Annotated in this window: 24 protein-coding genes and 1 pseudogene; 11 read left to right on the top strand and 14 right to left on the bottom strand. The window is 70.6% G+C overall.

What is annotated here, in order from left to right; genetic code table 11:
• Nucleotides 1-57: 57 nt before the first annotated feature.
• A complete protein-coding gene (locus EER30_RS21675) occupies nucleotides 58-1,434 on the top strand; it encodes an FAD-dependent monooxygenase (protein ID WP_127502330.1) in 1,377 nt (458 codons plus the stop codon).
• Here the strand turns inward: EER30_RS21675 and EER30_RS21670 are convergent.
• The 3 genes from EER30_RS21670 to EER30_RS21660 all read right to left on the bottom strand — a co-directional run bounded on the left by EER30_RS21670 (nucleotide 1,410) and on the right by EER30_RS21660 (nucleotide 4,624).
• A complete protein-coding gene (locus EER30_RS21670) occupies nucleotides 1,410-2,681 on the bottom strand; it encodes a PEP/pyruvate-binding domain-containing protein (protein WP_127502329.1) in 1,272 nt (423 codons plus the stop codon). The two genes, EER30_RS21675 and EER30_RS21670, sit on opposite strands and share 25 nt — an antisense overlap.
• Entirely contained in the window at nucleotides 2,678-3,265 is a 588-nt protein-coding gene (locus EER30_RS21665; RefSeq protein ID WP_240670218.1) for a transcriptional regulator, read from the bottom strand. Before EER30_RS21665 ends, EER30_RS21670 begins: the two co-directional genes overlap by 4 nt.
• 117 nt (nucleotides 3,266-3,382) lie before the next feature.
• On the bottom strand, nucleotides 3,383-4,624 hold the full coding sequence (locus EER30_RS21660; protein ID WP_240670217.1) for a TetR/AcrR family transcriptional regulator: 1,242 nt from the start codon (nucleotides 4,622-4,624) through the stop codon (nucleotides 3,383-3,385).
• 124 nt (nucleotides 4,625-4,748) lie between these two features.
• Here EER30_RS21660 and EER30_RS48810 point away from each other — a divergent pair.
• A pseudogene (locus EER30_RS48810) lies at nucleotides 4,749-4,799 on the top strand (hypothetical protein); the annotation flags it as partial.
• 46 nt (nucleotides 4,800-4,845) lie between these two features.
• Nucleotides 4,846-5,325: a diguanylate cyclase domain-containing protein gene (locus EER30_RS48805; protein WP_164842433.1), complete on the top strand. Its 480-nt coding sequence runs from the start codon at nucleotides 4,846-4,848 to the stop codon at nucleotides 5,323-5,325.
• A 53-nt stretch (nucleotides 5,326-5,378) separates the two neighbouring features.
• Here the strand turns inward: EER30_RS48805 and EER30_RS21650 are convergent, their stop codons facing one another.
• Nucleotides 5,379-6,215 carry a LysR family transcriptional regulator gene (locus EER30_RS21650; RefSeq protein WP_127502325.1) on the bottom strand — a complete coding sequence of 279 codons (837 nt, stop codon included), beginning with the start codon at nucleotides 6,213-6,215 and terminating at the stop codon, nucleotides 5,379-5,381.
• Between the two features lie 69 nt (nucleotides 6,216-6,284).
• On the opposite strand from EER30_RS21650, the gene EER30_RS21645 reads away from it, so the two are divergent.
• Entirely contained in the window at nucleotides 6,285-6,998 is a 714-nt protein-coding gene (locus tag EER30_RS21645) for an SDR family oxidoreductase (RefSeq protein WP_127502324.1), read from the top strand.
• A 3-nt stretch (nucleotides 6,999-7,001) separates the two neighbouring features.
• Here EER30_RS21645 and EER30_RS21640 read toward each other — a convergent pair whose 3' ends face one another.
• Nucleotides 7,002-7,817: an SAM-dependent methyltransferase gene (locus EER30_RS21640; protein ID WP_127502323.1), complete on the bottom strand. Its 816-nt coding sequence runs from the start codon at nucleotides 7,815-7,817 to the stop codon at nucleotides 7,002-7,004.
• Nucleotides 7,818-7,873: 56 nt separating this feature from the next.
• On the opposite strand from EER30_RS21640, the gene EER30_RS21635 reads away from it, so the two are divergent.
• The 3 genes from EER30_RS21635 (at nucleotide 7,874) to EER30_RS21625 (ending at nucleotide 10,556) form a co-directional block, all read left to right on the top strand.
• Complete coding sequence (locus EER30_RS21635; RefSeq protein WP_240670216.1) at nucleotides 7,874-8,563, top strand: SDR family NAD(P)-dependent oxidoreductase; 690 nt, start codon at nucleotides 7,874-7,876, stop codon at nucleotides 8,561-8,563.
• A gap of 144 nt (nucleotides 8,564-8,707) precedes the next feature.
• The gene (locus EER30_RS21630; protein ID WP_127502321.1) at nucleotides 8,708-9,445 is read left to right on the top strand and encodes an STAS domain-containing protein; all 738 of its coding nucleotides are present in this window, start codon (nucleotides 8,708-8,710) and stop codon (nucleotides 9,443-9,445) included.
• A gap of 196 nt (nucleotides 9,446-9,641) precedes the next feature.
• Entirely contained in the window at nucleotides 9,642-10,556 is a 915-nt protein-coding gene (locus EER30_RS21625; protein ID WP_127502320.1) for a DUF5996 family protein, read from the top strand.
• 77 nt (nucleotides 10,557-10,633) lie between these two features.
• Here the strand turns inward: EER30_RS21625 and EER30_RS21620 are convergent, their stop codons facing one another.
• A complete protein-coding gene (locus tag EER30_RS21620; RefSeq protein ID WP_127502319.1) occupies nucleotides 10,634-12,817 on the bottom strand; it encodes a type 1 periplasmic-binding domain-containing protein in 2,184 nt (727 codons plus the stop codon).
• A 54-nt stretch (nucleotides 12,818-12,871) separates the two neighbouring features.
• Entirely contained in the window at nucleotides 12,872-14,404 is a 1,533-nt protein-coding gene (locus EER30_RS21615) for a beta-N-acetylhexosaminidase (protein ID WP_127502318.1), read from the bottom strand.
• Between the two features lie 432 nt (nucleotides 14,405-14,836).
• Between EER30_RS21615 and EER30_RS21610 the strand changes: the two genes are divergently transcribed.
• Nucleotides 14,837-15,586, top strand: a complete 750-nt coding sequence (locus EER30_RS21610; RefSeq protein ID WP_127502317.1) for a ParB/Srx family N-terminal domain-containing protein — start codon at nucleotides 14,837-14,839, stop codon at nucleotides 15,584-15,586.
• Nucleotides 15,587-15,825: 239 nt separating this feature from the next.
• Here the strand turns inward: EER30_RS21610 and EER30_RS21605 are convergent, their stop codons facing one another.
• Nucleotides 15,826-16,185, bottom strand: coding sequence for a hypothetical protein (locus EER30_RS21605; protein ID WP_240670215.1), 360 nt, complete (start codon nucleotides 16,183-16,185; stop codon nucleotides 15,826-15,828).
• A gap of 199 nt (nucleotides 16,186-16,384) precedes the next feature.
• Nucleotides 16,385-16,705 (bottom strand): cold-shock protein, encoded by a 321-nt coding sequence (locus EER30_RS21600; RefSeq protein ID WP_127502315.1) that lies wholly within the window; start codon nucleotides 16,703-16,705, stop codon nucleotides 16,385-16,387.
• Between the two features lie 189 nt (nucleotides 16,706-16,894).
• Here EER30_RS21600 and EER30_RS21595 point away from each other — a divergent pair, with 189 nt between their 5' ends.
• Both EER30_RS21595 and yidC read left to right on the top strand, forming a co-directional pair.
• Nucleotides 16,895-17,164, top strand: a complete 270-nt coding sequence (locus EER30_RS21595; RefSeq protein WP_240670214.1) for a DUF6412 domain-containing protein — start codon at nucleotides 16,895-16,897, stop codon at nucleotides 17,162-17,164.
• Between the two features lie 164 nt (nucleotides 17,165-17,328).
• Nucleotides 17,329-18,105 carry a membrane protein insertase YidC gene (yidC, locus tag EER30_RS21590; RefSeq protein WP_240670213.1) on the top strand — a complete coding sequence of 259 codons (777 nt, stop codon included), beginning with the start codon at nucleotides 17,329-17,331 and terminating at the stop codon, nucleotides 18,103-18,105.
• A gap of 25 nt (nucleotides 18,106-18,130) precedes the next feature.
• Here yidC and EER30_RS21585 read toward each other — a convergent pair whose 3' ends face one another.
• From EER30_RS21585 to EER30_RS21570, 3 genes are all read right to left on the bottom strand, one after another.
• The gene (locus EER30_RS21585) at nucleotides 18,131-18,340 is read right to left on the bottom strand and encodes a dodecin (protein ID WP_127502314.1); all 210 of its coding nucleotides are present in this window, start codon (nucleotides 18,338-18,340) and stop codon (nucleotides 18,131-18,133) included.
• Nucleotides 18,341-18,810: 470 nt separating this feature from the next.
• Complete coding sequence (locus EER30_RS21575; RefSeq protein ID WP_127502313.1) at nucleotides 18,811-19,728, bottom strand: FAD-dependent oxidoreductase; 918 nt, start codon at nucleotides 19,726-19,728, stop codon at nucleotides 18,811-18,813.
• Nucleotides 19,729-19,809: 81 nt separating this feature from the next.
• Nucleotides 19,810-20,799, bottom strand: coding sequence for a hypothetical protein (locus tag EER30_RS21570; protein ID WP_127502312.1), 990 nt, complete (start codon nucleotides 20,797-20,799; stop codon nucleotides 19,810-19,812).
• 107 nt (nucleotides 20,800-20,906) lie between these two features.
• Between EER30_RS21570 and EER30_RS21565 the strand changes: the two genes are divergently transcribed.
• Nucleotides 20,907-21,677, top strand: coding sequence for an endonuclease/exonuclease/phosphatase family protein (locus EER30_RS21565; RefSeq protein WP_240670238.1), 771 nt, complete (start codon nucleotides 20,907-20,909; stop codon nucleotides 21,675-21,677).
• Here EER30_RS21565 and EER30_RS21560 read toward each other — a convergent pair.
• Both EER30_RS21560 and EER30_RS21555 read right to left on the bottom strand, forming a co-directional pair.
• Nucleotides 21,674-23,809 carry a transglutaminase TgpA family protein gene (locus EER30_RS21560; protein WP_127502310.1) on the bottom strand — a complete coding sequence of 712 codons (2,136 nt, stop codon included), beginning with the start codon at nucleotides 23,807-23,809 and terminating at the stop codon, nucleotides 21,674-21,676. The two genes, EER30_RS21565 and EER30_RS21560, sit on opposite strands and share 4 nt — an antisense overlap.
• Nucleotides 23,803-24,918 carry a DUF58 domain-containing protein gene (locus EER30_RS21555; protein ID WP_205650355.1) on the bottom strand — a complete coding sequence of 372 codons (1,116 nt, stop codon included), beginning with the start codon at nucleotides 24,916-24,918 and terminating at the stop codon, nucleotides 23,803-23,805. Before EER30_RS21555 ends, EER30_RS21560 begins: the two co-directional genes overlap by 7 nt.
• Nucleotides 24,919-25,091: the final 173 nt, after the last annotated feature.

The following is a 25,091-nucleotide window of genomic DNA, read 5'->3' as shown; positions in this document are numbered from 1 at the left end:
CGGGCGATTGACATAGGTGTCGCCGGGAGTGCCTGAGACTCCCGAAAGGCACCATCCATGTACGACGTGATCATTGCCGGCTGCGGGCCGACCGGAGCGATGCTGGCGGCCGAGTTGCGGCTGCACGATGTGCGGGTTCTCGTTCTCGACAAGGGCTCCGAAATCGACCGCATCGTCGGTCTGCACATTCGCAGCATCGAGATAATGGCGATGCGCGGGCTACTGAACCGCATTCTCGAGCACGGTCGGAAACGCCCGGCCGGCAGCTACTTCGCCGCCATCGACAAACCCGCACCGACAAGCCTCAATTCCCCGTACGCCTTTCTGCTCGGCATCCCGCAGCCGGTGATCGTACGTCTGCTCGAAGAACACGCCGTCGAACTCGGCGCGCAGGTTCGGCGCGGTGCGACCGTGGCCGGTTTCGAGCAGGACGACGAGGGCGTGACCGTCGAGCCGGCCGACGGAGAACGATTGCGTACGCGCTATCTGGTCGGCTGCGACGGCGCGCGCAGCACGGTGCGCAAGCAGCTCGGCGTCGGCTTCCCCGGCGAGCCCTCCCGAAACGACACGCTGATGGGCGAGCTGGCATTGACCCAGCTGCCCGAGCACATCACCGACCGCCGCTTGAGCATCAGGCCCGCGGGCGCGAACTTCTATCGCGTGATCGTTCCCGCCGCAGGGGTCAGCGACCGCTCGGAACCACCCACCCTGGACGAATTCCAGCAACAGTTGCGGGCCATCGCCGGCACCGATCTCGGCGTGCATTCCCCGCGCTGGCTCTCCCGTTTCGGCGACGCCACCCGCGTAGCCGAGAAATACCGGGTCGGGCGGGTCCTGCTGGCCGGCGACGCGGCCCACATCCATCCGCCGCTGGGCGGCCAGGGCCTCAATCTAGGCGTGCAGGACGCGTTCAACCTCGGCTGGAAACTCGCCGCCCAGATCCGCGGCTGGGCACCCGAAGCGCTCCTGGACACGTACGAGGCTGAACGTCACCCGGTAGCCGAGGACGTGCTGAACAACACCCGCGCGCAGACGGCACTGGTCTCGACCGATCCGGGCGCGCAAGCCCTGAGGCGGCTGTTCACCGACCTCATGGACTTCGACGACGTGAACCGCTACCTGACCGAGAAGATCAGCGCGATCGGCATCCGTTACGACCTGGGCGCGGGTCCCGATCTGTTAGGCCGCCGCCTGCCCGACATCGAGCTCAAGCAGGGCAACCTGTACGCCCTGCTGCACCACGGCCGTGGTCTGCTGCTCGACCGCACCGAGCGCCTGACCGTCGGCGGCTGGTCGGATCGCGTCGACTACCTCGGCGATCCCACTGCCGCCGTGGACGCGAAAGCTGTGCTGCTGCGCCCCGACGGCCATGTCGCCTGGATCGGCGACGACCAGCGCGACCTGGAGAATCACCTCTCCCGCTGGTTCGGGTAGGCGGCGGCGAGGCGTTCCTCGGCCGGTCGGGGGGAGTGGTCGCCGGAGAGGTCGTCGGCCCACTGCAGCAGGCGGTGGACGTGGCCGTTGGTGATCGCGGTGCTCAACCCGGCGCGGCCGAGGGCGACCTCGCCGCTGGTGCCGTCGATCGTGACCATGGTGCCCGCGGGGAGCAGGCGATCGTCGACGGAGGTGGCGTCGACGACGGCCGGCTTCCCGAGAGATCGGGCGACGACGGCGGCGTGGCTGGCCAACCCGCCCCGGCTGGTGACGATGCCGGTGGCGGCGGCCATGCCGTGCAGGTCGTGCGGTGACGTGACCGGCCGCACGAGGATGACCGGGCCGGGCATGCTTACGGCGTGGTCGGCGGTGAGCGCGATGCGACCCGTCGCCACGCCGGGAGAGGCGCCGCGCCCGCGGGCCACGATGTCGCCGCCGAGCATGCGGGGGACCGCGGCGGCGCGCAGGTGCCGGGGCGTGATGCGGGCGACGGCTTCGCGCCGGGTGATGAGCCCTTCGTCGGCGAGGTCGACGGCGACGCGTACGGCGGCCGGCGCGGTCAGTCCGCCGGGGCGCACCTGCAGCAGCCACAGCCGGCCCGACTCGAAGGTGAACTCGACGTGGCACGCGTCCCGGTAGTGCCGTTCGGCCCGCGTGAGGGCGTCGGCGAGTTCGGCCCGCAGCCCGGGTTCGAGCGCGGTCAGCGGGAGCGTGCTCGACCGGCCGTCGACGACCGCGTCGCCGCGCTGTCCGAGCAGGACATCGCCGTACAGGGTCTTCTCGCCGTTGCTCGGGTCACGACTGAACGCCACCCCGCTGCCGCCGCGCTCGCCGAACACCATGCGTTGCACGACGACGGCGGTCCCGAGGTTGTGCGCGATCCCGTGCAGTTCGCGATAGGTGACCGCCCGCTGGGTGTTCCACGACGAGAAGATTTCCCGTACGGCGCCGGCGACCGGCCCGGATACGTCGAGCAGCGTGTTCATCATCCCCGGCATCGACACGACCGCCCCCGAGCGCACCGACACCGGCCCGCCGCCCAGAGCCTCGACCGCGGCGTCCAGCTCTTCCTCGAGCCCGTCGGGAAGCCGGCCGTCGCGCAGAAACGCCCGGCAGACCGCGGTCCCGACGACAAAACCGGGTGGCACGGGCAGACCCAGGCGCATCAGTGTGACGAGTCCGTGCGCTTTCCCGCCGATCACGTCAGCCGGCTCGTCGACCCCCGGCCCGAGCGCAATGACCGTCATGTGCGCGGCCGGCCGAGGGTGACCAGCAGATCCTCGTGCAGCTGGAACCACACCACGTGGTACGAGGTCATGCTGTCGGCCAGCTCTTCCAGGGCTCCCGCGCGTGCCCGTCCGAGCGCCGCGCCGAGCCGTTCGCGATAGCGCCCGAACCGGGGCAGCGTCCCCGCCAGCTCCGCGCACACCGGTTGCGCGCGCCGATCCAGCTCCCCGAAAAGATCAAGAACCTTCCGGTCGTACGTGGGATCGCGGTGATCATTGGCCGCGGTGACCCCGTCGATCGTGCGTAGCTGCCACGCCGAGCAGAGGTCCAACAGCTCGGGATTGAGCACCATGAACCTCTCGTACGCCGACCCGACCGCGGCTCGCCCGTCCGCGGAGTCGAGCTCGGCGGCGGTCTGACGCGCGTCCTCGGCCCGCCCCGCCTCGGTCAGCCCCCAGGCCCCCATCTCCCGCGTCACCAGCCCGTCGACGGCGAGGTCGATCAGCTCGGACTCGGCCCGCGCCCCGGACACCCCGGCCGCGTCCGCGACCCGCGACAGGTCAGCGAACCCGATGCAGCGCAGGGCATGCAGCACGACATTCACAGCAACTCCTCGGCGGTACAGGCGTTCATCGCGTCTCGGGGGTCGGGGCCGATTGGGTGGCGCGGAACCTTATGGCCCGGTGGGATCTCGCCGGCCCAACCGGTTCTCATCGGTTTCTCATCGCGGCTCGGCGGTCGCGGCGGCGCCGCGCCCCTCAGCCCGGGCGACGATCTCGCCGGACCGCACGCGGATGGCCGCCTCGGTGCCCGGCGTGGTGCGGGTGCCGATCGCGGAGGCAAGCACGCCGTGATCGTCGAGCACGAGCCGCAGCGATGGCCGGATCGCGGGCCCGAAGACGCGGCGCAGGCCGGCGGTCAGGTCGGTGAGCCGCAGCCGCACGAGCGCCCCGGTCTCGGCCGAGTCGTCGGTGACCACGGCGACGGTGACGACCTCGTGCGGGTCAGCCGCGCGAATTGCCTCTTCGGCGGCTTCGAGCCGGTCGGCGCCGAGCACGACGATCAGCCCGTCAGCGTCGAACCCGGTTCGCCGGCCGCTGAGCTCGTCGGTCAGCTCGCTGGGCGGGGCCGGCGGGCTCCACGATTCGCGAACCGGCCGAGCGGCGGCCACGAACGGCAGGTAGGGCGGGTCCCACTCGTCGGCGAGCGGCAGCCCGGCGAGATGGCGGCAGGCCCGCGCCACATCGAACGGATCGCCGAAGCCCGGTGCGGTCTCCGCGAGCTGGCCGGCCCCGTGCAACATCGTGAGGATCAACTCGGCCAGCCGCACCCGCCGCCCGCTGTCCCGCGCCCGGCACGATTCGAGGGCGAGACCCAGCAGCACAGCTTCGAGCCGGGTGACCTGGGCCAGCGCCGCCCGTCCACGCTCGTCGTCGACCACCCCGGTCAGCGAGTGCGCCTGCAACCGCCCGGCAGTCGACGAGTCAACCGCCAGCGGAAGCCTCTCCAACCACACCCGGGCAAACGCCTCAACCGCCCCCGCCACATCAAGCGCCCCACCGAGACCAGCCAGATCAAGCGCCTCAACCCCACCCGTCAGCACAAGATCCTCGGCCGAGCTCGCCCGCTCGAATGCCCCGATCCCGTCCGCGGGGCCGAGCGAGCCGGCCGTGCCCGCGTCATCGAGCGTCCCTCTCCGGCGCACTCCCGCAGCCCCCGCCGTGCCCGCAGTCCTCGGCGTGCCCGCAGCCCTCGCCGCCCCGGCATCGTCGAGCAGGACTGCTAGGTAGAGGGCGCGTTTGCTCGGGAAGTTCGAGTAGACCGCGCCGCGGGTCAGCGAAGCCCGCTCGGCTATCCGGTCGATCTTGGCCTCGGCGTAGCCGTGGGTGGCGAACTCGGCCCGCGCCGCCGCGAGCACGGTCGCCCGCGTGCGCGCCTGCTGCTGAACCCGGTTGAGCCTCACACCGTCAAGATACTGAGAACATCCAGATGATGGCAACATCCGAAGGTCGCCGATCTGATCAAGGAGACGGCTGGCCGGAGCCGAGCCGAGCCGGAACCGAGCCGGGCATGCGGGCGGCGACGCCGTGCTCACCGAGGTCGGTCACCACCTGCGACGGGCGGTCTGCACCGGCGACACGTGCGCGCGGATCGGCGGCGACGAGTTCGCGGTGCTCCTGCCCGGTGACACGACCCCCCGAACTGGTCGCGATGCGCCTGCTCGCCGATCTGGCCGACCATCCCGTACGCCTCGGCGAGGACACGGTCACGGTTCATGCCAGCATCGGGCTCACCGAGGCCCGGCCCGACGACACCCCGAAGGAGCTGATGCGCCGCGCCGACCTGGCCCTGTACGCCGCCAAGCAGGCCGGGGCTTACTCGTGGACGCGGCACGACGAGTCGATGGTCGACCGCCGCGCCCGCGACGCGGCCCTCGCCGACGACCTGGCTCGTCCCGGCCGGCCGGGACGAGCTGATCGTGCTCTACCAGCCGATCGTCGACCTGGCCAGCGGCGTTCCGAACTGATCACCCTCGGCTGCCACACCGGCCAAGGCTTCCTGTACGCCCGCCCGCGGCCGCTCCCGTTCACCAAGCCGGCCACCGGTGGGGGCGTAATGGCGGCCCGAAGCGAAGACGCGAAAGTGGGGCGCGGGGAGAGCTAGTCAACTGGTGCGGGGTCGGATGTGGCCTGGCGCGGTCGCGAGGCGGGGTCGGGTCAGAGGCGGGTCGCGGCCAGGACCAGGCCGGCCAGAGCTCGGGAGCGTGCGTGCGGCGGCCACGCGATCACCGTCGTGACCATCGGTGCGTCGAGGACGGGGACGGTGGTCAGGCCCTCGGGCAGCTGGGTGCGCACCGATTCGGGGAGCACGGCGGCGGCCCGGCCGAGGGCTATGAGCTGCATCAACTGGGTGTGGTCGTGGATCTCGGGGCCGGGGCCCGGAAGGTAGGTGCCGTCTCGTTCGGGCCAGCGCGGCATGGGCAGGCCGGCCATCGCGGTCAGCTCGGACATGCGCAGTTCGGTCCGGCCGGTGAACGGATGCGCGGCGGGCAGGACGGCTACCTGTTTCTCGGTGCTCAGCTCCTCGATGTCGAAGCCGGCCGTCGAGTCGAACGGGAGGTGCAGCAACGCGACGTCGGCGTGGCCCTCGCGCAGTAGCCGCTCCTGCTGGGCGACCCCGCAGAGCACGACGTCGACGGGGACCGAGCCGGGTTCGGCGGCGTAGGCGTCGAGCAGCTTCGCGAGCAGCTCTCCGGCAGCGGCCGCTTTCGACGCCAGAACCAGGCCGGGCGACTGCGCGGCCCGGCGCGTACGTCGTTCGGCCGCCTCGACCGCCTCCAGCGCCGCCCGCGCCTCGCGCAGCAGCACGGCTCCGGGCTCGGTCAGTGTCACTTCGCGGCTCGAGCGATGCAGCAGTTGTACGCCTAATCGCCGCTCGAGCTGACTGATGGCGCGGGACAGCGGCGGTTGCGCGATACCTAGACGGAGGGCCGCTCGACCGAAATGCAGTTCCTCGGCGACCGCGACGAAGTAGCGCAGCTCCCGTGTTTCCATACCTTCAAGGTATCGCTGCCCACCCAGACGGTGTTGGCCGTGCCGCTCGGCCACGGCCAGGATCGATGCATGAGCGAGCAGACGATTGCGCTGGTCACCGGCGCTAACAAGGGAATCGGGTACGAGATCGCGGCCGGGCTGGGCGCACTGGGGTGGGCCGTCGGCGTCGGAGCACGAAACGACGCGCGGCGCGAGGCGGCCGTGGATAAGTTGCGAGCGGACGGCATTGATGCCTTCGGGGTATCGCTGGACGTGACCGACGACGACAGTGTGGCCGCCGCCGCTGCTCGGTTGGAGAAACTCGACGTGCTCGTGAACAACGCCGCGATCACCGGCGGGATGCCTCAGGAGCCCACCGGCGTCGACCTCGCGACGGTGCGAACGGTGGTCGACACCAACGTGCTGGGTGTCCTGCGGGTCACCAACGCGATGCTGCCGTTGCTGCGTCGCTCGGCCGCGCCGCGCATCGTGAACATGTCGAGCAGCGTGGGCTCGCTGACGATGCAGGCCGCGAACACCGACGCGACCGGGCCGGTGTCGGCGGCGTACGCGCCCTCGAAGTCTTTCCTGAACGCGATCACCATTCAGTACGCCAAGGAGCTGCGCGACACGAACATCCTGGTCAACGCCGGGTGCCCGGGGTATGTCGCGACCGATCTCAACGGCTTCCGCGGCTACCGCACCCCGGCGCAGGGCGCGGCGATCGCCATCCACCTGGCAACCCTGCCCGCCGACGGCCCGACCGGCGCGTTCTTCGACGACGCCGGCCCGGTCCCGTGGTGACGCCTACGGCTTGCGGCCTACCGCTGTCCACACGTTGATGTCGGAACGCTCGGGGATCTCCGCGCCCGCCGCGGGACGCCACTCGCTGGCCGGCACGACGCCCGGATCGACCAGTTCGAGGCCGTCGAAGAGGGCGGTGAACTCGTCCTTCGGGCGCGTCCACACGTCGGACTTTCCCTGCGCGATGAGCTGCTGGTAGAACTTCTGCTGCTCAGGCGTGCCGAAGTCGGAGGTCGCGTGGGTGGCGACCAGGTAGCTGCCGGAGGGCAGCGCGTCGAGCAGTTCGCGGACGATCGGCTGGGCCGCGCCGTTGCCGTGGATGAAGTGCAGCACCGCGATCAGCATCAACCCGACCGGCCGGCCGAGGTCGAGGGTCTCGTGCAGCGCGGCGTTGTCGAGGATGTCGCGCGGGTGGTTCAGATCAGCCTCGATGTACGCCGTACGCCCCTCGGGGCTGCTGTTGAGCAGCGCGCGAGCATGCACCATGACCAGCGGGTCGTTGTCGACGTAGACGATGCGCGACTCGGGGGCGACCCGCTGCGCGACCTGGTGGGTGTTGTCGGCCGTGGGCAGGCCGGTGCCGATGTCGAGGAACTGGCGGATGCCGGCCTCGGCGGCCAGGAAGCGGGTGGCCCGCTGCAGCAACGCCCGGTTGGCCAGGGCGCCCAGCCGCACCTTGGGGAAGTGCTTCTCGAGCTCGTCGCCCGAGGCCCGGTCGGCCGCGAAGTTGTCCTTGCCGCCGAGCCAGTAGTTGTAACGCCGGGCGGGGTGCGCCACTGTCGGGTCGAGACCGGCGGGCGCTGCGCTGGTTTGATCCACAGCGGCACTCTACTGCCGGTTCCCCGCTCCTGTCCCGCGGGTCCACAATGGAAAATATGGACGATCCGCTGATGAGGACGGCCCTGGTCACCGGCGGCATGAGCGGGATCGGCGCCGCGGTTGCCGTGCGGCTGCGGGCCGAGGGTGTCAGAGTCGTGACGCTCGATCTGGCCGAAGGCGCCGATCTGCGTGCCGACGTGGCCGATCCGGCGGCGGTGCGGGCGGCCGCCACCGACGTCGGGCCGGTCGACATTCTGGTCAACTCGGCCGGGATCGTCGGACCCGCCGCCCCGCTGTGGGAGATCGAGGCCGGCGACTGGGACCGGGTTTTCGCCGTCAACGTCCGCGGCACCTTCAACATGTGCCACGCCTTCGTGTCCGGCATGCGAGAGCGGGGCTGGGGTCGCGTCGTCAACCTGGCCAGCATCGCCGGCAAGGACGGCAATCCCGGCATGTCTCCCTATTCGGCTTCCAAGGCGGCGGTCATCGCGCTGACCAAGTCGCTCGGCAAAGAGCTGGCCACCAGCGGGGTGCTGGTCAACGCGGTTGCCCCGGCCGTCATCGAGACACCGATGAACGCCGCCACCGACCCGGCCGCGCTGGCCCGCATCACCGGGCTCATCCCGATGCGCCGGGTCGGCCGGCCCGAGGAGGTCGCCGAGCTCGTCGCGTGGCTCGCCTCCGACCACGTCAGCTTCTCGACCGGCGCCGTTTATGACATCAGCGGCGGCCGGGCAACGTACTGAAGCCGGCCGGTCGACGTACGGGAAAGCTTCTTGAAAGGTCGTCCGCCGATCGGGCGATAGGCGTGTGACCAGGGATTGCGCGGGGAGGGCGGGGCGCGTTTGGTGAAGGGCGCGAAGGCGGGGAGGTGTGAGCAGAGGGTTGCGATGGTGAAGAGCGCGATCGACCGGAATCTCGACACCGGGGTCACCACGGTTCGTCTCGCGGGCGGACTGACTCCGGGCAACGTGCCCGAGGTACGCACCGTGATCGCGAAGGCGGCGGCCGAGTGTCCCGCGGCGGTGGTCGTCGACCTGGCCGGGCTGGACCACGACGACGATCCGCAGCTGACCGTGTTCGCCACGGTCACCCACGACGCCCAGCTGCACTGGGGCGTACCCGTGCTGCTCTGTGCGGCCGGCCCCGAGCTGCGTCGTGGCCTGGGGGCCTTCCGCACTTATGTAGCGCTTTACGAGGACCGGGCGCAGGCGGCGCTGGCGGTGAACGCGAACGTGCCCCGCTGGATCAGCCGGCATCTGCCGAACGATCCCGCCAGCGCTTTCGAGTCGCGGGCCGTGACCGGTGAGGCGTGCCTGACCTGGGGGCTGCCGGACCTGCGGAACAAGGCCCGGCTGGTCGCGTCCGAGCTGGCGTCCAACGCGATCCTGCATGCCGGCACCGAGTTCGATCTGACGGTCGTGCACACCGGCCGCTACCTGCGCATCGCGGTGCAGGACGGCAGCGCGGTCATGCCCCGCGTCATCGAGATGCTGCCGGCGGCGAGCGCGCTGCTGCGGCCGGGGTCCGGCCGCGGTCTGCGCGTCGTCGCGGCCCTCTGCGCGCACTGGGGCGCCACCCCGGTGGCCGACGGCAAGATCGTGTGGGCGCTGCTCAAGTCCGAGTAGCTGTTGCTACAACGTCGTCACCCAGGCGACGGTTGTAGTAACAACTAGCCGGGGAGAGTTACGAGCGCTCCTGTCGTCCTGGTCGCCGGCGGGCTCCTGCGGGTGCGAGGACTTCCAGGGAGACGCTAGATCACCGAAGGGGCGGCAGTTCCGGGCGACGCTGATCTCTTCCCTTTCGGCCTGGCACTCTTGACCGATGGACGACGAGAAGACCGGCTCCTGGCCCCGCCTCAACGTCAAGGACTGGGCCGGCACCCGAGACACGCTGCACATGTGGACCCAGATCGTCGGAAAGATCCGGATGGCGTACGCCCCACCGGTCAACCACTGGTGGCACGTCACCCTCTATCCCAGCGCGCGCGGCCTCACCACCTCGGCCGTCCCGCACGGCACCGGCGTCTTCGACCTCGAGTTCGACTTCGTCGAGCACCGCCTGCACCTGCGCTCCAGCGACGGCCGCAGCCGCGACGTGACCCTGGAACCCAAGTCGGTCGCCACCTTCTACCGCGAGACGCTCGACGCCCTGGCCTCCCTCGGCGTCGAACCGAGCATCCACGCCGTCCCCAACGAGGTCGACCCGGCGATCCCGTTCGCCGAGGACGAGCAACATCACGCGTACGACGGGGAGGCCGCGCGACTGTTCTGGCAACAGTTGCTGCAGGCCCAGCGCGTCTTCGAACGGTTCCGGTCCGACTTCGTCGGCAAGCAGAGCCCGGTCCACTTCTTCTGGGGCGCCATGGACCTGGCGTACACCCGCTTCTCGGGCCGCACCGCCCCACCGCATCCCGGTGGCGCGCCCAACTGCCCGCCGTGGGTTATGCGCGAGGGCTATTCGCACGAGCTGGCCAGCTTCGGTTTCTGGCCCGGCGGCGGCGAGCAGGGCGCTTTCTACGCGTACGCCTACCCGGAGCCCGACGGCTACGCCGAGCGCCCGGCCGGGCCCGTCGGCGCCTACTACGACACGACGATGCACGAGTTCCTGCTGCCCTACGAGGCCGTCGCCACCGCGGCCGACCCTGACGCGACCCTCACCGAGTTCCTGCGGGCCACGTACGTCGCCGCCGCCGACCTGGCGAAGTGGGACCGACCCGCCCTGGAGACGGCCCCGTAGGCGAGCCACATGGAGGCGACGCGAACGTCTTCACCGACGGCTGGCAATGGCCCGTGGCCGCCGACCACGGCTCACGCTCAGTCGGTGGGCCGGCCCTGCGGGTCGCCGCCGCCCGGGGCGGGGTCGTCGGGCAGTCGCAGCTCGCGCGTCGGCAGCTCCCAGCTGATCCGCGGGTCGTTGAGCGGGTTGCCGTGCCACATCCGCACGTCGATCGTGTGCTGGTGCAGCCGGCCCTTTTCGACCTTCGCGATGTTGCCGGTCGACAGGGTCAGGTGGGGCAGGGTCAGGCTGGTCAGGTAGTCCTGCCCGGCGGTCGGCCGTTCGGGCAGCAGCGCGTCGGCCAGCATCACCGCGTCCCACACCGGGATCAGATAGGTGCCGAGATCGTTGGGGTTGCACGGCTGGCTGGTCAGCTTGGCCGCCGCGTCCAGCGGGCACGCGTCCTTGAGTTGCCCGTCGACGACGCCGCGCGTCCGGTCGGCGCACGCGAACGGCCCGGCCAGCCGTACGAGATCACGCTCTTTCTCGACCTGGCGGGAGAGCACCTCGTAGGCCGGGAGCGTCAGATCGGCGCAGCTGGGCCCGCCGACGTTGTAGTTGACCGCCCAGTCGGCGTTGCTGACCGCCCGCAACTGGTAGTTGGCCATGAACCGGCTCACCGACACGTCCGCGATGACCAGGCGGGGCCGCGAGTGCCCGCACACCTGGTTGACCCGCTCGACGAACTCGGCGAAACGCGTCCACCGGTCGGCGAAGTAGAGCACGGCCGGCGGGGTGCTCCTGTCGGATTCGCAGATCGTCGTGTCGATGCGGTCCATCACGGGCAGGTGCCGGGCCGTCGCCGGTTTCCTGACGGCCGCGAGCAGGTCGTTGACCAGCGACGTCGTGTACTGGTCGGTCGGGTTCGGATGCTGGTAGATGTCGAGCCGGAAGCCATCCTTGTACGCGTGGTTCAGCCGTCTCGCGGTGTCGACGGCGTAGTCGTAGTTGTCCGGCGCGAGCTGCAGATAACCGGGCCGGTCGACGAACGGGCGGTTCGGTGCGCCCAGGTCGGCCAGCAGGTTCGGCGCGATGAACGGGATGCCCGCGTCGAGCAGCCGGTTGATCGCGCGTTGGGTGATGTCCCGGCTGTCACCGCCGCCGATCACCGCCACCCGCGAGCCGAGCGCCGCACGTTTCTCCAGGATCAGCTTGGCGATGTCGTCGGCGTGGGCGACGTCCTGGGTGGCGTCGGCGATCACGACGTGCAACCGGTGGCCGGTGGTCGCGGCCAGGTGTGACTGGGCGTAGAGCATCGCGCGCAACTGGTCGCGCTCCGACGGGTAGTCACGGCCGTCTGCGCAGCGGGCCGGGTCGGCCGGCAGCGGGTCGCAGGACAGCGCGCCCAGCCACACCACGGTCAGATCGCCGCGGCGCAGCGGTTCGTTGCGTTCCAGGATGCGCCGCTGCAACTCTTTGGTGACCGGGTCACGGCCGAACGCCGGGGCGGCGAACACGCCCGGGTCGGCCGTGTCGAGCAGGCCGTAGCAGCGGTTGCCGTCGGCCGTCGCCCGCAGCACGGTGATGCCGGTCGAGGTCGGCAGCGTGTAGCAGGTGTTCACGACGCCGGGCAGCCACTCGGCCCGGGTCCAGCCGAGGAAGCTCAGCAACAGGGTCAGCGCGGCCAGCACGGCGTGGTGCGTGGTCGTCAGCGCCGGCTGTTTGATGACCGCGACGATCTTGTCGGAGATGATGATCGGCAGCACGATCGCGATCAGCGAGACCCCCAGGGCCCGCGCCTCGGTGCTGCCGCTGAAGATCTCGGCCACGAAGACGGTGGCCAGCGCGAAGATCGCCGCCGTGCCGCCGAGCAGCGCGACCAGCTTGAGGTCGTTGCTCAGCAGCACCGCGACGACGGCCAGCACGACCGCCACCAGGATCGTGCCGATGCCGATGTAGCCGGTGATCGCGGCGTGCACCACCAGCACCAGCAGCGCGAGCACGGCCACCTGCCGCGACCGTGACCGGTTGACCAGCCACTTCGTGAGCCGCGAATCGTCCGCGCCCGCGCTCGGCTGGGCCATCAGCGTGCGCACCCGGCCCACGATCCAGAGCACGCCCCACAATGCGGCGGTCCCGGCCACCACGACCACGACCGCCCACCAGCCGGACGAGCCGGAGAAGAGCGCGCGACCGAGGATCAGGACGGCCAGGACCACCGCGGCCATGCGCAGCAGCACATCGCCGGTCAGGAGCGAACGCAGGAACTGCCGGTTTCGCATCGACCCCCCTCGGTACTCAATGGACACCCAGAGTAAGAGGGGAGCGCCACACTGTTATCGAGCCCAGTCGATCTGTGGGGACGGGTAGAAGTCGACACCGCGAGCGGTCCAGCGGGGGCCGTAGGCGCCGAGCCTCGTACGGAAGGACTCCCAGTCACGCGACGGGGACCAGCCCAGCTCGGCGAGCGCGGCGATGCGCGGGAACGCCATGAACTCGATGTCGTCGATGCTGCGCAGAGTCTCGGACCACAACGGCGCCTCGAGGCCGAGGACGGCGCTCTCCGGCACGCCGGCCACGTGCGTCCCAGGATCCCAGTCGTACGCCTTCTGAACCTCGATGAAGCCCGCCCAGCTCAGCCCGAGCCGCGTCGACGGGTCGTACTTCTGGTCCACGTAGGCCAGGTTCGCCGGCGACATGATGACCTTCGTGCCCTGCGCGACCGCCGCCGCCAGCGACGCGTTCTCCCGGCTCAACCCCCAGTACTGCGCGACGGCGTTGTGGGCCGCCGGCGCCTGCGTGATCTCGTTCCATCCGTACGCCTTCTTGCCGTACTTGGCCACCAGCGGCAGCACCCGCTGCTGGAACGCGATGTAGTCGGCCTCGGTCGTGGCATGCGCCTCGTCCCCGCCGATGTGCAGGTAGGGCCCCGGCGTCAACGCGGCCAGCTCACGAATGACGTCCTCGACGAACCGGTACGTGATCTCCTTGCCGATGCACAGCGAGCTGTAACCGACGTCGATATCCGTGCGCGGCCGTGGCGCCACCCCGTCACAGGTCAGTTCGGGGTATGCCACCTGCGCCGCGTTCACGTGCCCCGGCATGTCGATCTCCGGCACGATCGTCACGTAGCGCGACGCCGCGTAGCGCACCAGATCGCGGTAGTCGGCCTTGGTCAGGAAACCGCCACCCACCCCGTCGACGCCCGTACCCGCAGCCCCGCCGACGGTCGTCAGCCGCGGCCACGAGTCGATCTGAATACGCCACCCCTGATCATCCGAGAGGTGCAGATGCAGGTAGTTGACCTTGAATTGGCTGATCTCGTCGATGTACCGCTTGATCTCGGCCGGCGTGTGGAAGTGACGGGCGATGTCGAGCATCGCCCCGCGATAACCGAACCGCGGCTTGTCGGCGATGTCCCCGCCGGCCACGGTGAACGGCCCTCGCAACGGCACGAGCTGACGCAGCGTCTGCACCCCCGCGAACAGCCCGGCGTTGTCGCGCGCCTGAAGCGAGATGCCGTCACGGCGGACGCTCAGCCGATAGGCCTCGGGCCCCAGCCGCGCCCCCGTTCGCAGCGAGATCACCTTCGCGTGACCCGGAGCGTGACTGACGACGCGAAGCCGATAGCCCGTGGTTTGCCTCAACGCTTCAGCGAGGCGGTCGGCCACGTCGAACGCCGACCGCGGCGCCTCGATGACCGTAGTCTTCGTGATCTTGAAGGCGGACCCATGCGGATGCACTTCAATCGGCGCGGGAATCACACTGCCCAGCCCCACGGCCGCGGGCGCGGCTAGAGCGGCAGGAGCGGACGCGACGATCAACGGCAGCGCACAAGCAAGAACAGCAGCAAGTCGAGTGATGCGCATCACCCGACCATACATAAACAGACTTCAATCTGAAAAGACTCTTTCCTATACGAGGCGAGGACCGTCCCCGGATGAGCGGTCCCCTCGATCCCGACCGCCCCCGCCTCTCACCCGCCCCACCCCTGCCACGCGTCAGCCGCCTCCCCGCGCCCCCGCCGTCACGTGCCCCACCCTCGCGCCCGCCGGGTAACCGAATTCCGCGTTCGGAAGCGGCCCGCGTGCCGTGTCACCGCGTTGCGCGCCCGCAAGCCCGCCTGCGTGCCGTGTCACCGCGTCGCGCGTTCGGAAGCTCGCCCGCGTGCCGTGTCACCGAGTCGCGCGTCCCGCGAGTTTCCGCGTCTGTCGTGTCGCCGCCGTCGCACCAACGTTCATCGGCACGCGTCCACGAAAAATGGAGAGCCGGCACAGCCCGCGTTGCCGGACCATGAGGGCGTGACGCGCCGAAACGCCGCAGGCACCATGCCCGGGGAGGCGCTCGTCCTCGATGTGGACCTGCCCGCCCGCCCCGCACTGCGAGTGGAGGTCGCCGGCCGAGGCTCGCTGGTGCTGCGCCAGAACGACACGGTCGTCCTGATGGCCCAGGTCGACAGTGACCACTGCGGCGTCGAGTATGCGTCGACCGGCCGGTTCCAATCGCCCGTCCCGCCGATCCGCGCTGCTCAAGCGGCATCCTTCGGCATCGATGACCCGGGCGGGGTCCAGCGATCGCGCTGGGCACACCACTTCGCCACCGCCGTGACCGCATCATCGCGGGGTCCGCTGCACACCGGTCGCTGGGCGATCACCACCGAGGCCACCCACCTGCGAGCGACCTTCGACGCGACCACCCTGGCAGGGCGCTGGGAAGAGCTCCTACTGCCGTCCGGCCGGAACTACATGGATTGGTTCACCCACAGCGGAGCCTGGCAGATCCTGCCCATGCGCCCCCTCGCCGACCCGTACACAGGCCGGGTCAAGGCCTACCGCAAACAGGCAAAGGACGGAATTCTGGCACCCATCCTGCTGTGGTGGATCAGCGGCCTCGACTGCTACGTCCTGCTCGACGGCCACGGTCGCCTGGTCGCAGCCCTGGCCGAGAACCTGAAACCCCTGCTGCTGTCCCTCTCCTCAGTCAACGCCGACCAGGTCGCCCGAGACCGCGAGGACGCCCTCACCCGCTACGTCAGAACAAGCGAGCCCTAGAACGCCAGGTGGCCGCAGGCGCACCAGGAGCCGCCGACGCCCTCGCCGCCGTCAACCAAAGACTGGCCCAAACCCTCAAGACCGTGGAGACCGCGTACGGAATCACCCGCGCATTCCCCTTGCGCGGCGGCACGGCCCGCTGGCGAGCACTGGCCACGACCCACGTGCGCGATTGGCCCGCCGGGCCGACTCGCGCCTGATCGCAAGGCTCCGCCGTCGCCAATCCGGATCAGCGGTGCTCAACCCGCATAGATCAGATCCATCGTGTCGGTCCGGCCCGACCAGGCAAGGGTGACGTGCCAGCACCCCGCACGAGGCAGATCGACCAGAGAGGGCCCGGGCCCGCCGGCCACGGTCTGCTCAGCACGTTCGTCGGTGCCGTCAAGAACAGCCGTGATCTTGAGCTGATCGCCGAGCCCCACCGGTTCGCGAGAGACCCAGAGAATCTTGTTGCCCCGGTCGGGCGCGGGCGGGCTGGTCAACGGCCACCCGAACAGGATCGCCATGATGTCGCCCCGCTCGCCGTACACATGCTTGGTCCCGCTGCCGTCCCAACTGAACCCGCCCCGAGCCCACTCGGGAAGCGCGTCGGCACGCACCGCCGACCCACACGCGCCCGACGGCGCCGCGGAAGCCAACCCCGGCGACACAGGAACCGCACCCGGCGAAGACGGAGCAGCCGTGCAGCCCGCAACCAGGAGCAGGCAAGAGGCGAGAACGACCCTTTTCATACCCGAGTGACACCGCGGACCCGGGCCAGGTTCCCCACCTCGCCGTGTTCGTCCAAGGCGAGCCGGATCAGGCCGGCGCGCCACCCCGGGGCGGCGGATCAAAGGTGAGGCTCAGCGTGCTGCGGTATGCGGCGGAGGCGCCGGGGGACAGGCGCTGGTCGGCCGGCTCGTCGTCAGTGGTCCAGACCTTGATCGCCCGGTAACCGAACCCGTCCTGCTCGGCCGCCTCGGCGCGATAGAAGACGGCCTGGCCGGGAGTCAGTTCGCGGTACCCGTCCGCAGCGACGACCGAGAAGTGAACCCAGCACCCACCCGGCACGTCGTCCCCATCGATGACGCCCCACCCCTCGGCAACGTCAAAGCTGCGAACCAACCCAACGCTCGTCACACCTCCCAGTCTGCCCCACCCCTGTCGGCCCGGCTTGCCGTGCCCGCTTCCGCCGCTCGCGGCTGTCTGTTGGTCACCCTCCTGCTTGCCATGCCCGCTTCCGTCGTGGCCCGGGTGCCGCCGCCACGGCCTCAGCCGTCCCACCGTAAGAATCAGTCACTGTCAAAAAGGCCGTGTACGCTTCTGAGCGTGACGTGGCTGGATGCGCTATGGCAGGTGATCGGTTCCCTGACCGGCGCCACGCCGTCCGCATTCTCGGGCTTGCTGCTGATTGCCGCCCTGGCCGCAGCCGTGCTGCTGCTCCTGCGCCGCACCGCCGCAGACCGCCCCGCCCACTCCGGCCTGGCCCTGCGCACCCGAGCCAACAGCGCCGGCGTCCCTCGTCACCGCGACCCTGACGCCCCCGGGCGCACGCGCCCAAGAGGACCTACCGCGCGGCCCGCAGCGGCCGCCGTCTAACCCGGACAAATAGCGCGCGAATTCAAGCGCTGAGCCAGCCAACGAGCGCTGAGCCAGCCAACGAGCGCTGAGCCAGCCGTTTCGCGCGCTGAACCGGACAAGCACACGCGGCTGCTGCTGACGCCTGCCCGTCAGTAGTCCTCTTCACCCCGAGGGGTCCCGCCATGTCCGAAATCATGTCCCTGATCTATACCGGCATCTCCGAGCTTCTGCAGTTCTGGCAGTCCGTCTGGCAGGCCCTGCCCGGCGACTGGTCCTGGGTGCTGGGCATTGTCTTCCTCGTTCTGACCGTCCGGCTTGCTCTTCTGCCGCTGTTCGTCCGGCAGTTCCGCTCTCAGCGCGCCCTTCAACGCCTACGCCCCCAGGTCCAGTCGCTTCAGGCCGAGCACAAGGGCGACCGCATGGCCTTCGCCACTGCCGTCTCCGCTCTCTACAAGCGCGAGGGCGTCAGCCCGTACGCGGGCTTCTTGCCTTTGATTCTGCAGGCGCCCGTTTTCCTCGGCCTGTTCCACGTGTTGCGCCACCTGAAGCCGAGCACGACCGACCCCGGCACTCAGACCTTGTACGGCTGGACGGCCGAGCAGTTCCACGACGCCTCGCACGCCACCCTGCTCGGCGCCCCTCTCGCCTCGAGTTTCAGCAGCGGCGGCACCGTGGTCATGCTCGTCTCCGCCGCCCTGATCGCCGCCATGGTGATCACCACGTTCCTCACCACCCGCATGACGATGGCGCAGAACGGCCCGGCCGACGACCCTCAGCAGCGTCTCGTGCAAACCCTGATGCTGTACGGGTTGCCGCTGTCGCTGCTCGTCTCCGGCGTGATCTTCCCGATCGGCGTCGTCCTTTACTGGACCACGCAGAACATCTTCGCCCTGGGCCAGCAGGCGTGGCTCCTGCGCCGCCACCCGCTGCCCGCGCCGACGCCCGTGCCCGCGACCTGACGGCGTCAGCGCCCGCGGTCTGACCTCAGTCTTCGACGCGGAAGCCGATTTTCAGCCGGACCTGATAGTGCGCGACGTCGCCGTCGACGACCTGGCCCCGGATCTCCTGGGTCTCGAACCATTCGATGTTGCGCACTGTCCGGGACGCCTTCTTCAGCGCCGTCTTGATCGCGTCGTCGATGCTGGTCGGGCTGCTCCCCACGACCTCGCTGAGCCGGTACACGTGGTTGGTCATGGTGCCACTCAACCAGAACGGCGGCCCGGGCGGCAGCTTCTGCCCGAGAGTTCCAAGATCGTGCCCGCGTGCGGAAACGCCACCCGATTCCGCCTACCGGAACTCGGCGACAGGACGAACCGGCCCGGGGCGGCCGGGTCGGCGGCGTGACTACGCCCGCGGCCCTGGCGCCGTACGGGAAACGCTTGTCGATCTGTCGGGGCGCTCGACGCGGCCCGGGTCGACGGCATCGAGGTCTCGCACGGCGACGGCCTCGCGGGCGGCAGCCTCAACTACGGCCCGGCTCGCACACCGACTGGGAGTGGCTCGAGGCCGCCGCGGCCAACATGTCCCGCGCCCGGCTCACCACGCTTCTGCTGCCCGGCATCGGCACGTGCCGCCGGTGGTCAAGGACGGCCGGGTGTGGGGCAGCGAGGAACCCGGCGTGGGGGCACAGATCGCCGACGGGGCGCAGGAACGCTTCCGCGTCGTCATCGGTTGAGCAGTGCGGCTACGTCGGCGGCCTCACCCCACGAGAGGGTGAAACCGGCGCCGCCGTGGCCGTAGCAGGCGATCACCGGGCGGGGGTGTCCGGGCACGAGTTCCAGGCGTACGCCGGAGCGGGCCGGACGCAACCCGACCGCGCGGGAGAGAATCGCCTGGCCCTCGAGTTCCGGGACCAGGGCGGTCACTCGGGCCAGAATGCCGGCCTCGACGTCGTCGTGGATCGTCTCGTCCCAGGAGCCGACGTCGTCGGTGCCGCCGCACACCACGTCGTGGTCGCGGGGAACCACGTAGGTGAGGCCGGCCGGGTTGTCGCCGTCGAGGAGCCAGTCGGTCAGGCCGGGGTTGGCCAGGCGCACAACCTGGCCGCGGATCGGGTACAGCTCGTCGTCGCCGCCCACCAGGGCCGCCGAACCCAGACCGGCGGCCACCACCACCGCGTCGCCCGGCACCTCGTCGAGCGAAACGGACGACACCGGGCGGGCCTCAAAACGTACGCCCAGGTCTTGATCTTTCTTGCGAAGCCACGACAGATAGACGTCGGTCACGGCGAGGGGGAGCAGGCAACGTACGCCGGTGGGGGTGGCAGCTACGTCGGGCAGCGCGGTGGTCCAGCTCAGGTCGGGATCGGGGGTGCGGTGGACGACCGTGCCGTGGCGGAGCCGTACACCGGAAGTGGGGTCGTCGGCCAGCGCCACCAGGCGGTCGTAGGACGTGGACGCGGAGGCGAGCACGCGCGCGGTGGCCGAAACGGCGTGGGGGAACCAGATCGCGGCGGCGACCGACGACACCGAGGCGTGGTGGTCGCGGGCCGCGATGACGGTGACGTCGTGGCCGTCGGTGGCGAGCTCGTGGGCGACGGTCAGGCCGATGACGCCGCCGCCGATGATCGAGACCGTTGCCACGGGCCGAGCCTAAAGGCCAGAGTTCAAATGTTGAAGGGGCGGACCATGTGGCCCGCCCCCGGTTGCTTACGCGCCTACTGGCTATGCGCCGACACCCTTACCGCCGCCGGCCTCGGCCAGCAGCGGGGCCAGGCCCGACAGGTCGATCTTCGTCGCGCCCTCCGGAGCGGTGATCTTCGCGCCGTCGGTGACCTCGATGCGGGCCGCGACCCGGCCCTTGGCGCCGTCGACGAACTGCAGCACGTTGATCTCGGCGGCGGTCAGCTTGCCGTTGTCGAGCCACAGGTCGAGTACGACCGGACGGTCCTTGGGCTGCTCGGTCGGCAGCTCACCGGCGAGGGCCGGGTTGATCGCCTTCACCAGACGCTGCCCCTCGGCGGCGGCCTTGGCGGTCGACGACGTGACGATCAGGTGCTTGTCGTCGGCGCTGTCGCGGACCACGTCGGCGCCCTCGAGCAGGTTGGTGGCGCTGGTCGTGAGCTCGGCGAGCGCCTTCTGCTGCTCGGCCGGGGTGGTGCCGGTGCCGGTGCCCTGCTCGGCCATCTCGGTGAGCTGCTTCGTGTCGAGCGAGACCCACTTGCCGCCGAAGAAGGCGTCGAAGCCGGGGTTGGCGCCCCCGCCGCCGGTCATCTCCTTGAGGTCTTTGTCGGAGGCGCCGAACTTCTTGGCCAGCTCGCTGACCGGCGCCTTCGCGTAGAGCAGCCCGCCGACGAAGCGGATCTCGGTGCCGGTGACGCCGTCGACAGTCGCGGACAGGCTCGACATGTCGTCCTCGGCGCCGTCGCCGGCCTTGTCGTACGCCATCGTGATCGACGAGTTGAAGATCTGCTTCATGATCTTCTCGTCGTCGGCCTTGAACGACGGGTCGTCGGCCTTGGCCGCGGCGATCAGGTCGTCGACGCTGCCGGACAGCTTGAGGGTGAACCCGGCCTGCTTCGCGTCGGCGAGCTGCTGGGCGGCATTGCGCAGTTCGAGCTTGGGCTCGAGCGCTTGGATCTCCTTGGCGGCGCAACCGCCGAGGAGGGCGATGGTGGTGACCCCGGCGAGGGTGCCGGCGAGAAGAGTACGCATGAATCTCCGTCCCCGTGATTTAGGCCTGCCCAGAGTAGTGGGGCATGCCAACTCGCCCCATCGGCGGGGATTGACGGAACCGTAGGAATAATTGCCGCGTGCGCATCATGATGTTGAATGCCTGGGGCGGCGCCCTGCACGACCCGCTCGTCGCCTGGCTCCCGACGAGCGGGGCCGATGTCGTCTGCCTGCAGGAAATGACGCGTACCCCGGGTCTGACGGGCTGGACGCGGTTCGAGGACGGCGAGCGTGCGCTGCCCCAGCGCGCCTCACTTGTCGCTGACGTCGGGGCGGCGCTGCCGGGCTACCAGTCGGTTTTCGTGGCCAGCGACTCGGGTCCGGTGTTCGACGCCGCCGGGGGAGGACGCCACCGGCAGGACTTCGGGGTGGCGACGCTGGTCGCCCCGCGGTTGCCGGTGATCGGGATCGACTCGGCGTTCGTCCACGGGCAATTCACCGACCATGACGAATGGCCGACCGGGGATCGGCCCCGCAACGCGCTGGCCGTGCACGTGCCGGGGGTCTGTGTCGTGCAGGCGCACGGGCTGCGGGATCCGGCCGGGAAGGGCGACACCGCGGCGCGGCGGGCGCAGGCCACGCGCTTGGCTTCGTTCGTGCGCCGTGTCCGCCGGCCGGGTGAGCTCGTGGTGCTCGGCGGCGACCTGAATCTGCTGCCGGGCAGCGAGACGTTCGCGATCCTGGCTGAGGCCGGGCTGACCGACCTGGTGGGAGAGGCCGACACGCGTACGGCTCGTTACCGCAAGCCGGTGCGGCACGCGAGCTATCTGCTCGTCTCGGACGTGGCCGCCGTGAAGCACTTCGAGATCCTCGCGGCGCCGGAAGTCTCCGATCACCGGGCTCTGGTCGTCGACGTCTAGCGCCGCCATCGCAGCGGTCCTGGGTGGATGCTCCACCAGAGTCGCCGCCACCACGATCGACGGGAGCGAAGCGCTTCCGCGTACGCGACGGCCTGTTCACCCGCGCGTGCTGCTTGACCGTCGTCGGCCGCTCCGGGCGCGAACCCGACCGTGTTGATCCCCGCGACGAGGTGGTCGAGCGGCGGCAGATCGTCCGGTGCGGCCTGCTGGGCGTACGCCGCCGCCTCCGTCGCCGCGAAATGCGCTGGAACCGGCTGTCCCGTGAGCCGCAGCGCGTCCCGGAACTCCGCCCACGCCCCCGCGATCCGCTCGTCCGGCCCGCCCTCGGTCAGGCGCCGCCTTCGTAGCGATCCCCGCAACAGCACGACGATCCCGGCCGCCGCGAACAGCACGACCAGCGGAACCCCTCCCGCGATCAGCCCCGCCGAGGGCCCGCCTTTCGCCTCGGGTCCTGGCGCCGCAGCCGCCTGCGACGACGCGACCGAAGCCGACGGCGTTGGCGCTTCCGACGGCGGCGACGGCGGCTTGGTCGGCTCGGGAGTGAAGTCCTCCTCGACCGGCCGCGGATCCTTGCTCTCGGGCATCGGGTCGAACGCCACCCACCCCAGCCCGTCGAACAACACCTCCGGCCAGGCCAGCGCATGAGCCGCCGTCACGATCCCACCGGCCGCCGGAGCGTCGAACCCCACCACCACCCGGCTCGGCAACCCCGTCAGCCGCGCGAGCAGCGCGAACGACGCCGCGAACTGCTCCGACGTCCCCACCTGCCCGCCCTGCTGCCGTGCCCCGAACAGAAAGAAGCTCAGATTCGGCAACGCGTGCCCGCTGGGCGCGTCGGCCACCTTCCGGTAGTGCTCGCCCAGAAACTCCTCGATGGCCGCCGCCCGGTCGAACGCCGCCCCGTTGTCCTGCGCGAGCTGATCCGCGAGCCGCTGAATCTGCTCCGGCACCTCAGCCCCGCCGACCGCCAGATAGCGCGCCACCGCGTCTCCCGAGGGCACCTCCGCGCTGGGCAACAGGTTCAGATCCGGTGTCTGCAGCTCAGACTTCACCGCGTACGTCAGTCCCGGCTGCAATCCCTCCGGCCGGATCATCGTGCCGGTAGCGGCGTCGAACGCGACCCGAGCCCCGTCCACCCCCGTCGGCGTCGGCACGACAGGCAGCAGCCGCCCGGTCAGCCCTTCGACGACGACCGTCTGGCGCACCTCGGTGACCTGCGCGTCCGGCAGCTTCGGCGGGGCCGGCAGCACCCGACCGGCGTTGCGATAAATGGCTCCGACCCGCCACGTCACCCCGTCGTAGTCGGGCAGCACCGCCAGCCGCAACCGCACCCGTTTCCCGGGCGCCGCCGCGGGCGACACTTTCAGCAGCGGCAACTTCGGAGTCAGCGCCCACCCCGAGATCCGGTTGAGCGGGCTTTCGTCGAGGCTGTCCACCTGAGGCGGCTCGACATACCGCCGCGGGTCGACCGGCACCGCCCCGACCTGGCTCCCGATCCACGGGCCCACGGCCGCTACCAGCGCGAGCACGACCGTCGTGCCCCCGATTGCTCTCCACCGCTTCGGCGCCTTACCCGCCGGCCGCGCGGAGCCGACCGCCAGCGTTACCACCGCGAGCGCCGCGAACCCCAGCGTGGTCTCCACGGCCGACCCCGCATTGGGCCCGACGACATACAGCGCCCCGGCGTAAAGCCCCACCACCGGTACGAGTCCCAGCAGCACCCGCCCGGCCCGAAGCGCGACCTCCGCCCCCGCCAGCCCCGCCAGCCAGGCCGCGATCACCGGCACGACAACCGTCTCCGGCGTCGGCTCGACGGGGATCATGGCCGTGAGCAGCCGCGGGATCCCGTTCACGACCGATTCCCGGACGACCTGGGCCAGCGGCTCGATCATCTCGGCCCGGCTCGCCGCGATCCGCAACGCCGCCACGGTGTACCCGCCCAGCAGCACGGCCGACAGCGGCGCGACCACCCAGTTCGGCAGTCGCCGGCAAGCGAGACTCACCCCGACCGACGCGACCGCCGCCCCCGCGATGAGCTCGACCAGCAGCGCCCCGACGAAGATCCGCCCGAGCGCCACCCCGGCCAGCGTGATCATCCCGGCCAGTGCGGCGGCGAGCACCCACTTCACCATCCGCGCACCCCGTCCCAGGCGCCCGCGAACTCCTCCCCGTCGGCCGCCTCGACGACGATCAGCCCGTTCCCGCCGCCCGACACCGGCGCCCCGTCCCGATCGCCGAAAAGCCCGGCCAGAACCACCGCGTACGCCCCTCGCAGCGCACTCACCGCACCCAGATCGTCGCGACCCCCGGGCCCGGTCAGGAACACCAGCGTGTCGCCGAGCCGCTGAGCCCGTACGTGTCTCAAGGTCGCCGCCAGATCGCCCGCCCGCAGGCCCGCCTCGGTCAGCACGTCCAGGTAGGGCCCGTTCCCGTCGCCCGACACCAGGTGCAGGCTGACCGGCAGGTCCTCGCGAACCGCCGCCGCCACAATGGACGCCGCACCCTCGCAGGCCGACTCGAACGACTCCGGATCCGGATGAGCAGCCGCCCGATCGTCGAGCAGCACGACGATGGTCGGCTCAGACGTGTCGAGCTGCTCGCGCACCATCAGTTCGCCGACTTTGGCGCTCGACCGCCAGTGCACCCGCCGCAGTTCGTCGCCGACCACATATTCGCGCAACGAGTCGAATGTGATCGTCCCGTGCGGCACCTTGTCGATCCGCCCGTCAAGGCTGCGAGCCATCCCCGCCGGCACCGCCCGCAGCAGATGTATCCGCGGATGCACCCAGACCTCCGAGATCCCCCCGTACGACCGGGCGAGAGTGACCAGCCCCAACGGGTCCCCACGGGTGACCCGCAACGGTCCGACCTCGACGATCCCGCGCCGGCTGGTCGGCACGGGATAATCGACCGTCGTGTCCTTCCCGGGCCGCAACCGCAGCAACGGTACGTCCACCGCCCGCTCGCCGACCCGGTCCGAGGCAACAAGATCGGCCCCGCGCATCCGGCTGGAATTCCGTACGGTGACTGTCATCCGGGCCGGCTCGCCCCGCGCGACCCGATCCGGCTCCGCGACCCGTTCCACGTTCAGCCGCGGCCGCCAGGACGCGAACCCGACCGCACAACCCAGCGCAACCCCGGCCGCCGCCCCCAACAGGGCCAGCTCCGAATACCCGTACCGGAACCCGACGCCGGTCAGCAGGACCGTCGCCAGCAGAATCCCGTAGCCGCGCCCGGTGATCCCAGCCGCCCGCCGCCACCTGCGCAGCGCGGCCAGGGCAACTTTCCGCGCGTTCCCCCCACCTCTGCCCGGGCTGCCCTCGCTCTGACCGCCCCCACCCCGGCCGATCTTGGGCGCGGGTGTGGAGGGGCCGCCGCCGGTCGGCGGAGCGCTGCCGACCGGCAGCGGCGGCT

Origin of the sequence: Actinoplanes solisilvae (assembly GCF_003999975.1) — a bacterium.
Taxonomy (GTDB): domain Bacteria; phylum Actinomycetota; class Actinomycetes; order Mycobacteriales; family Micromonosporaceae; genus Actinoplanes; species Actinoplanes solisilvae.
Note: the sequence above shows the minus strand (reverse complement) of the source record. Positions and strands in the feature narration are given on the sequence as shown.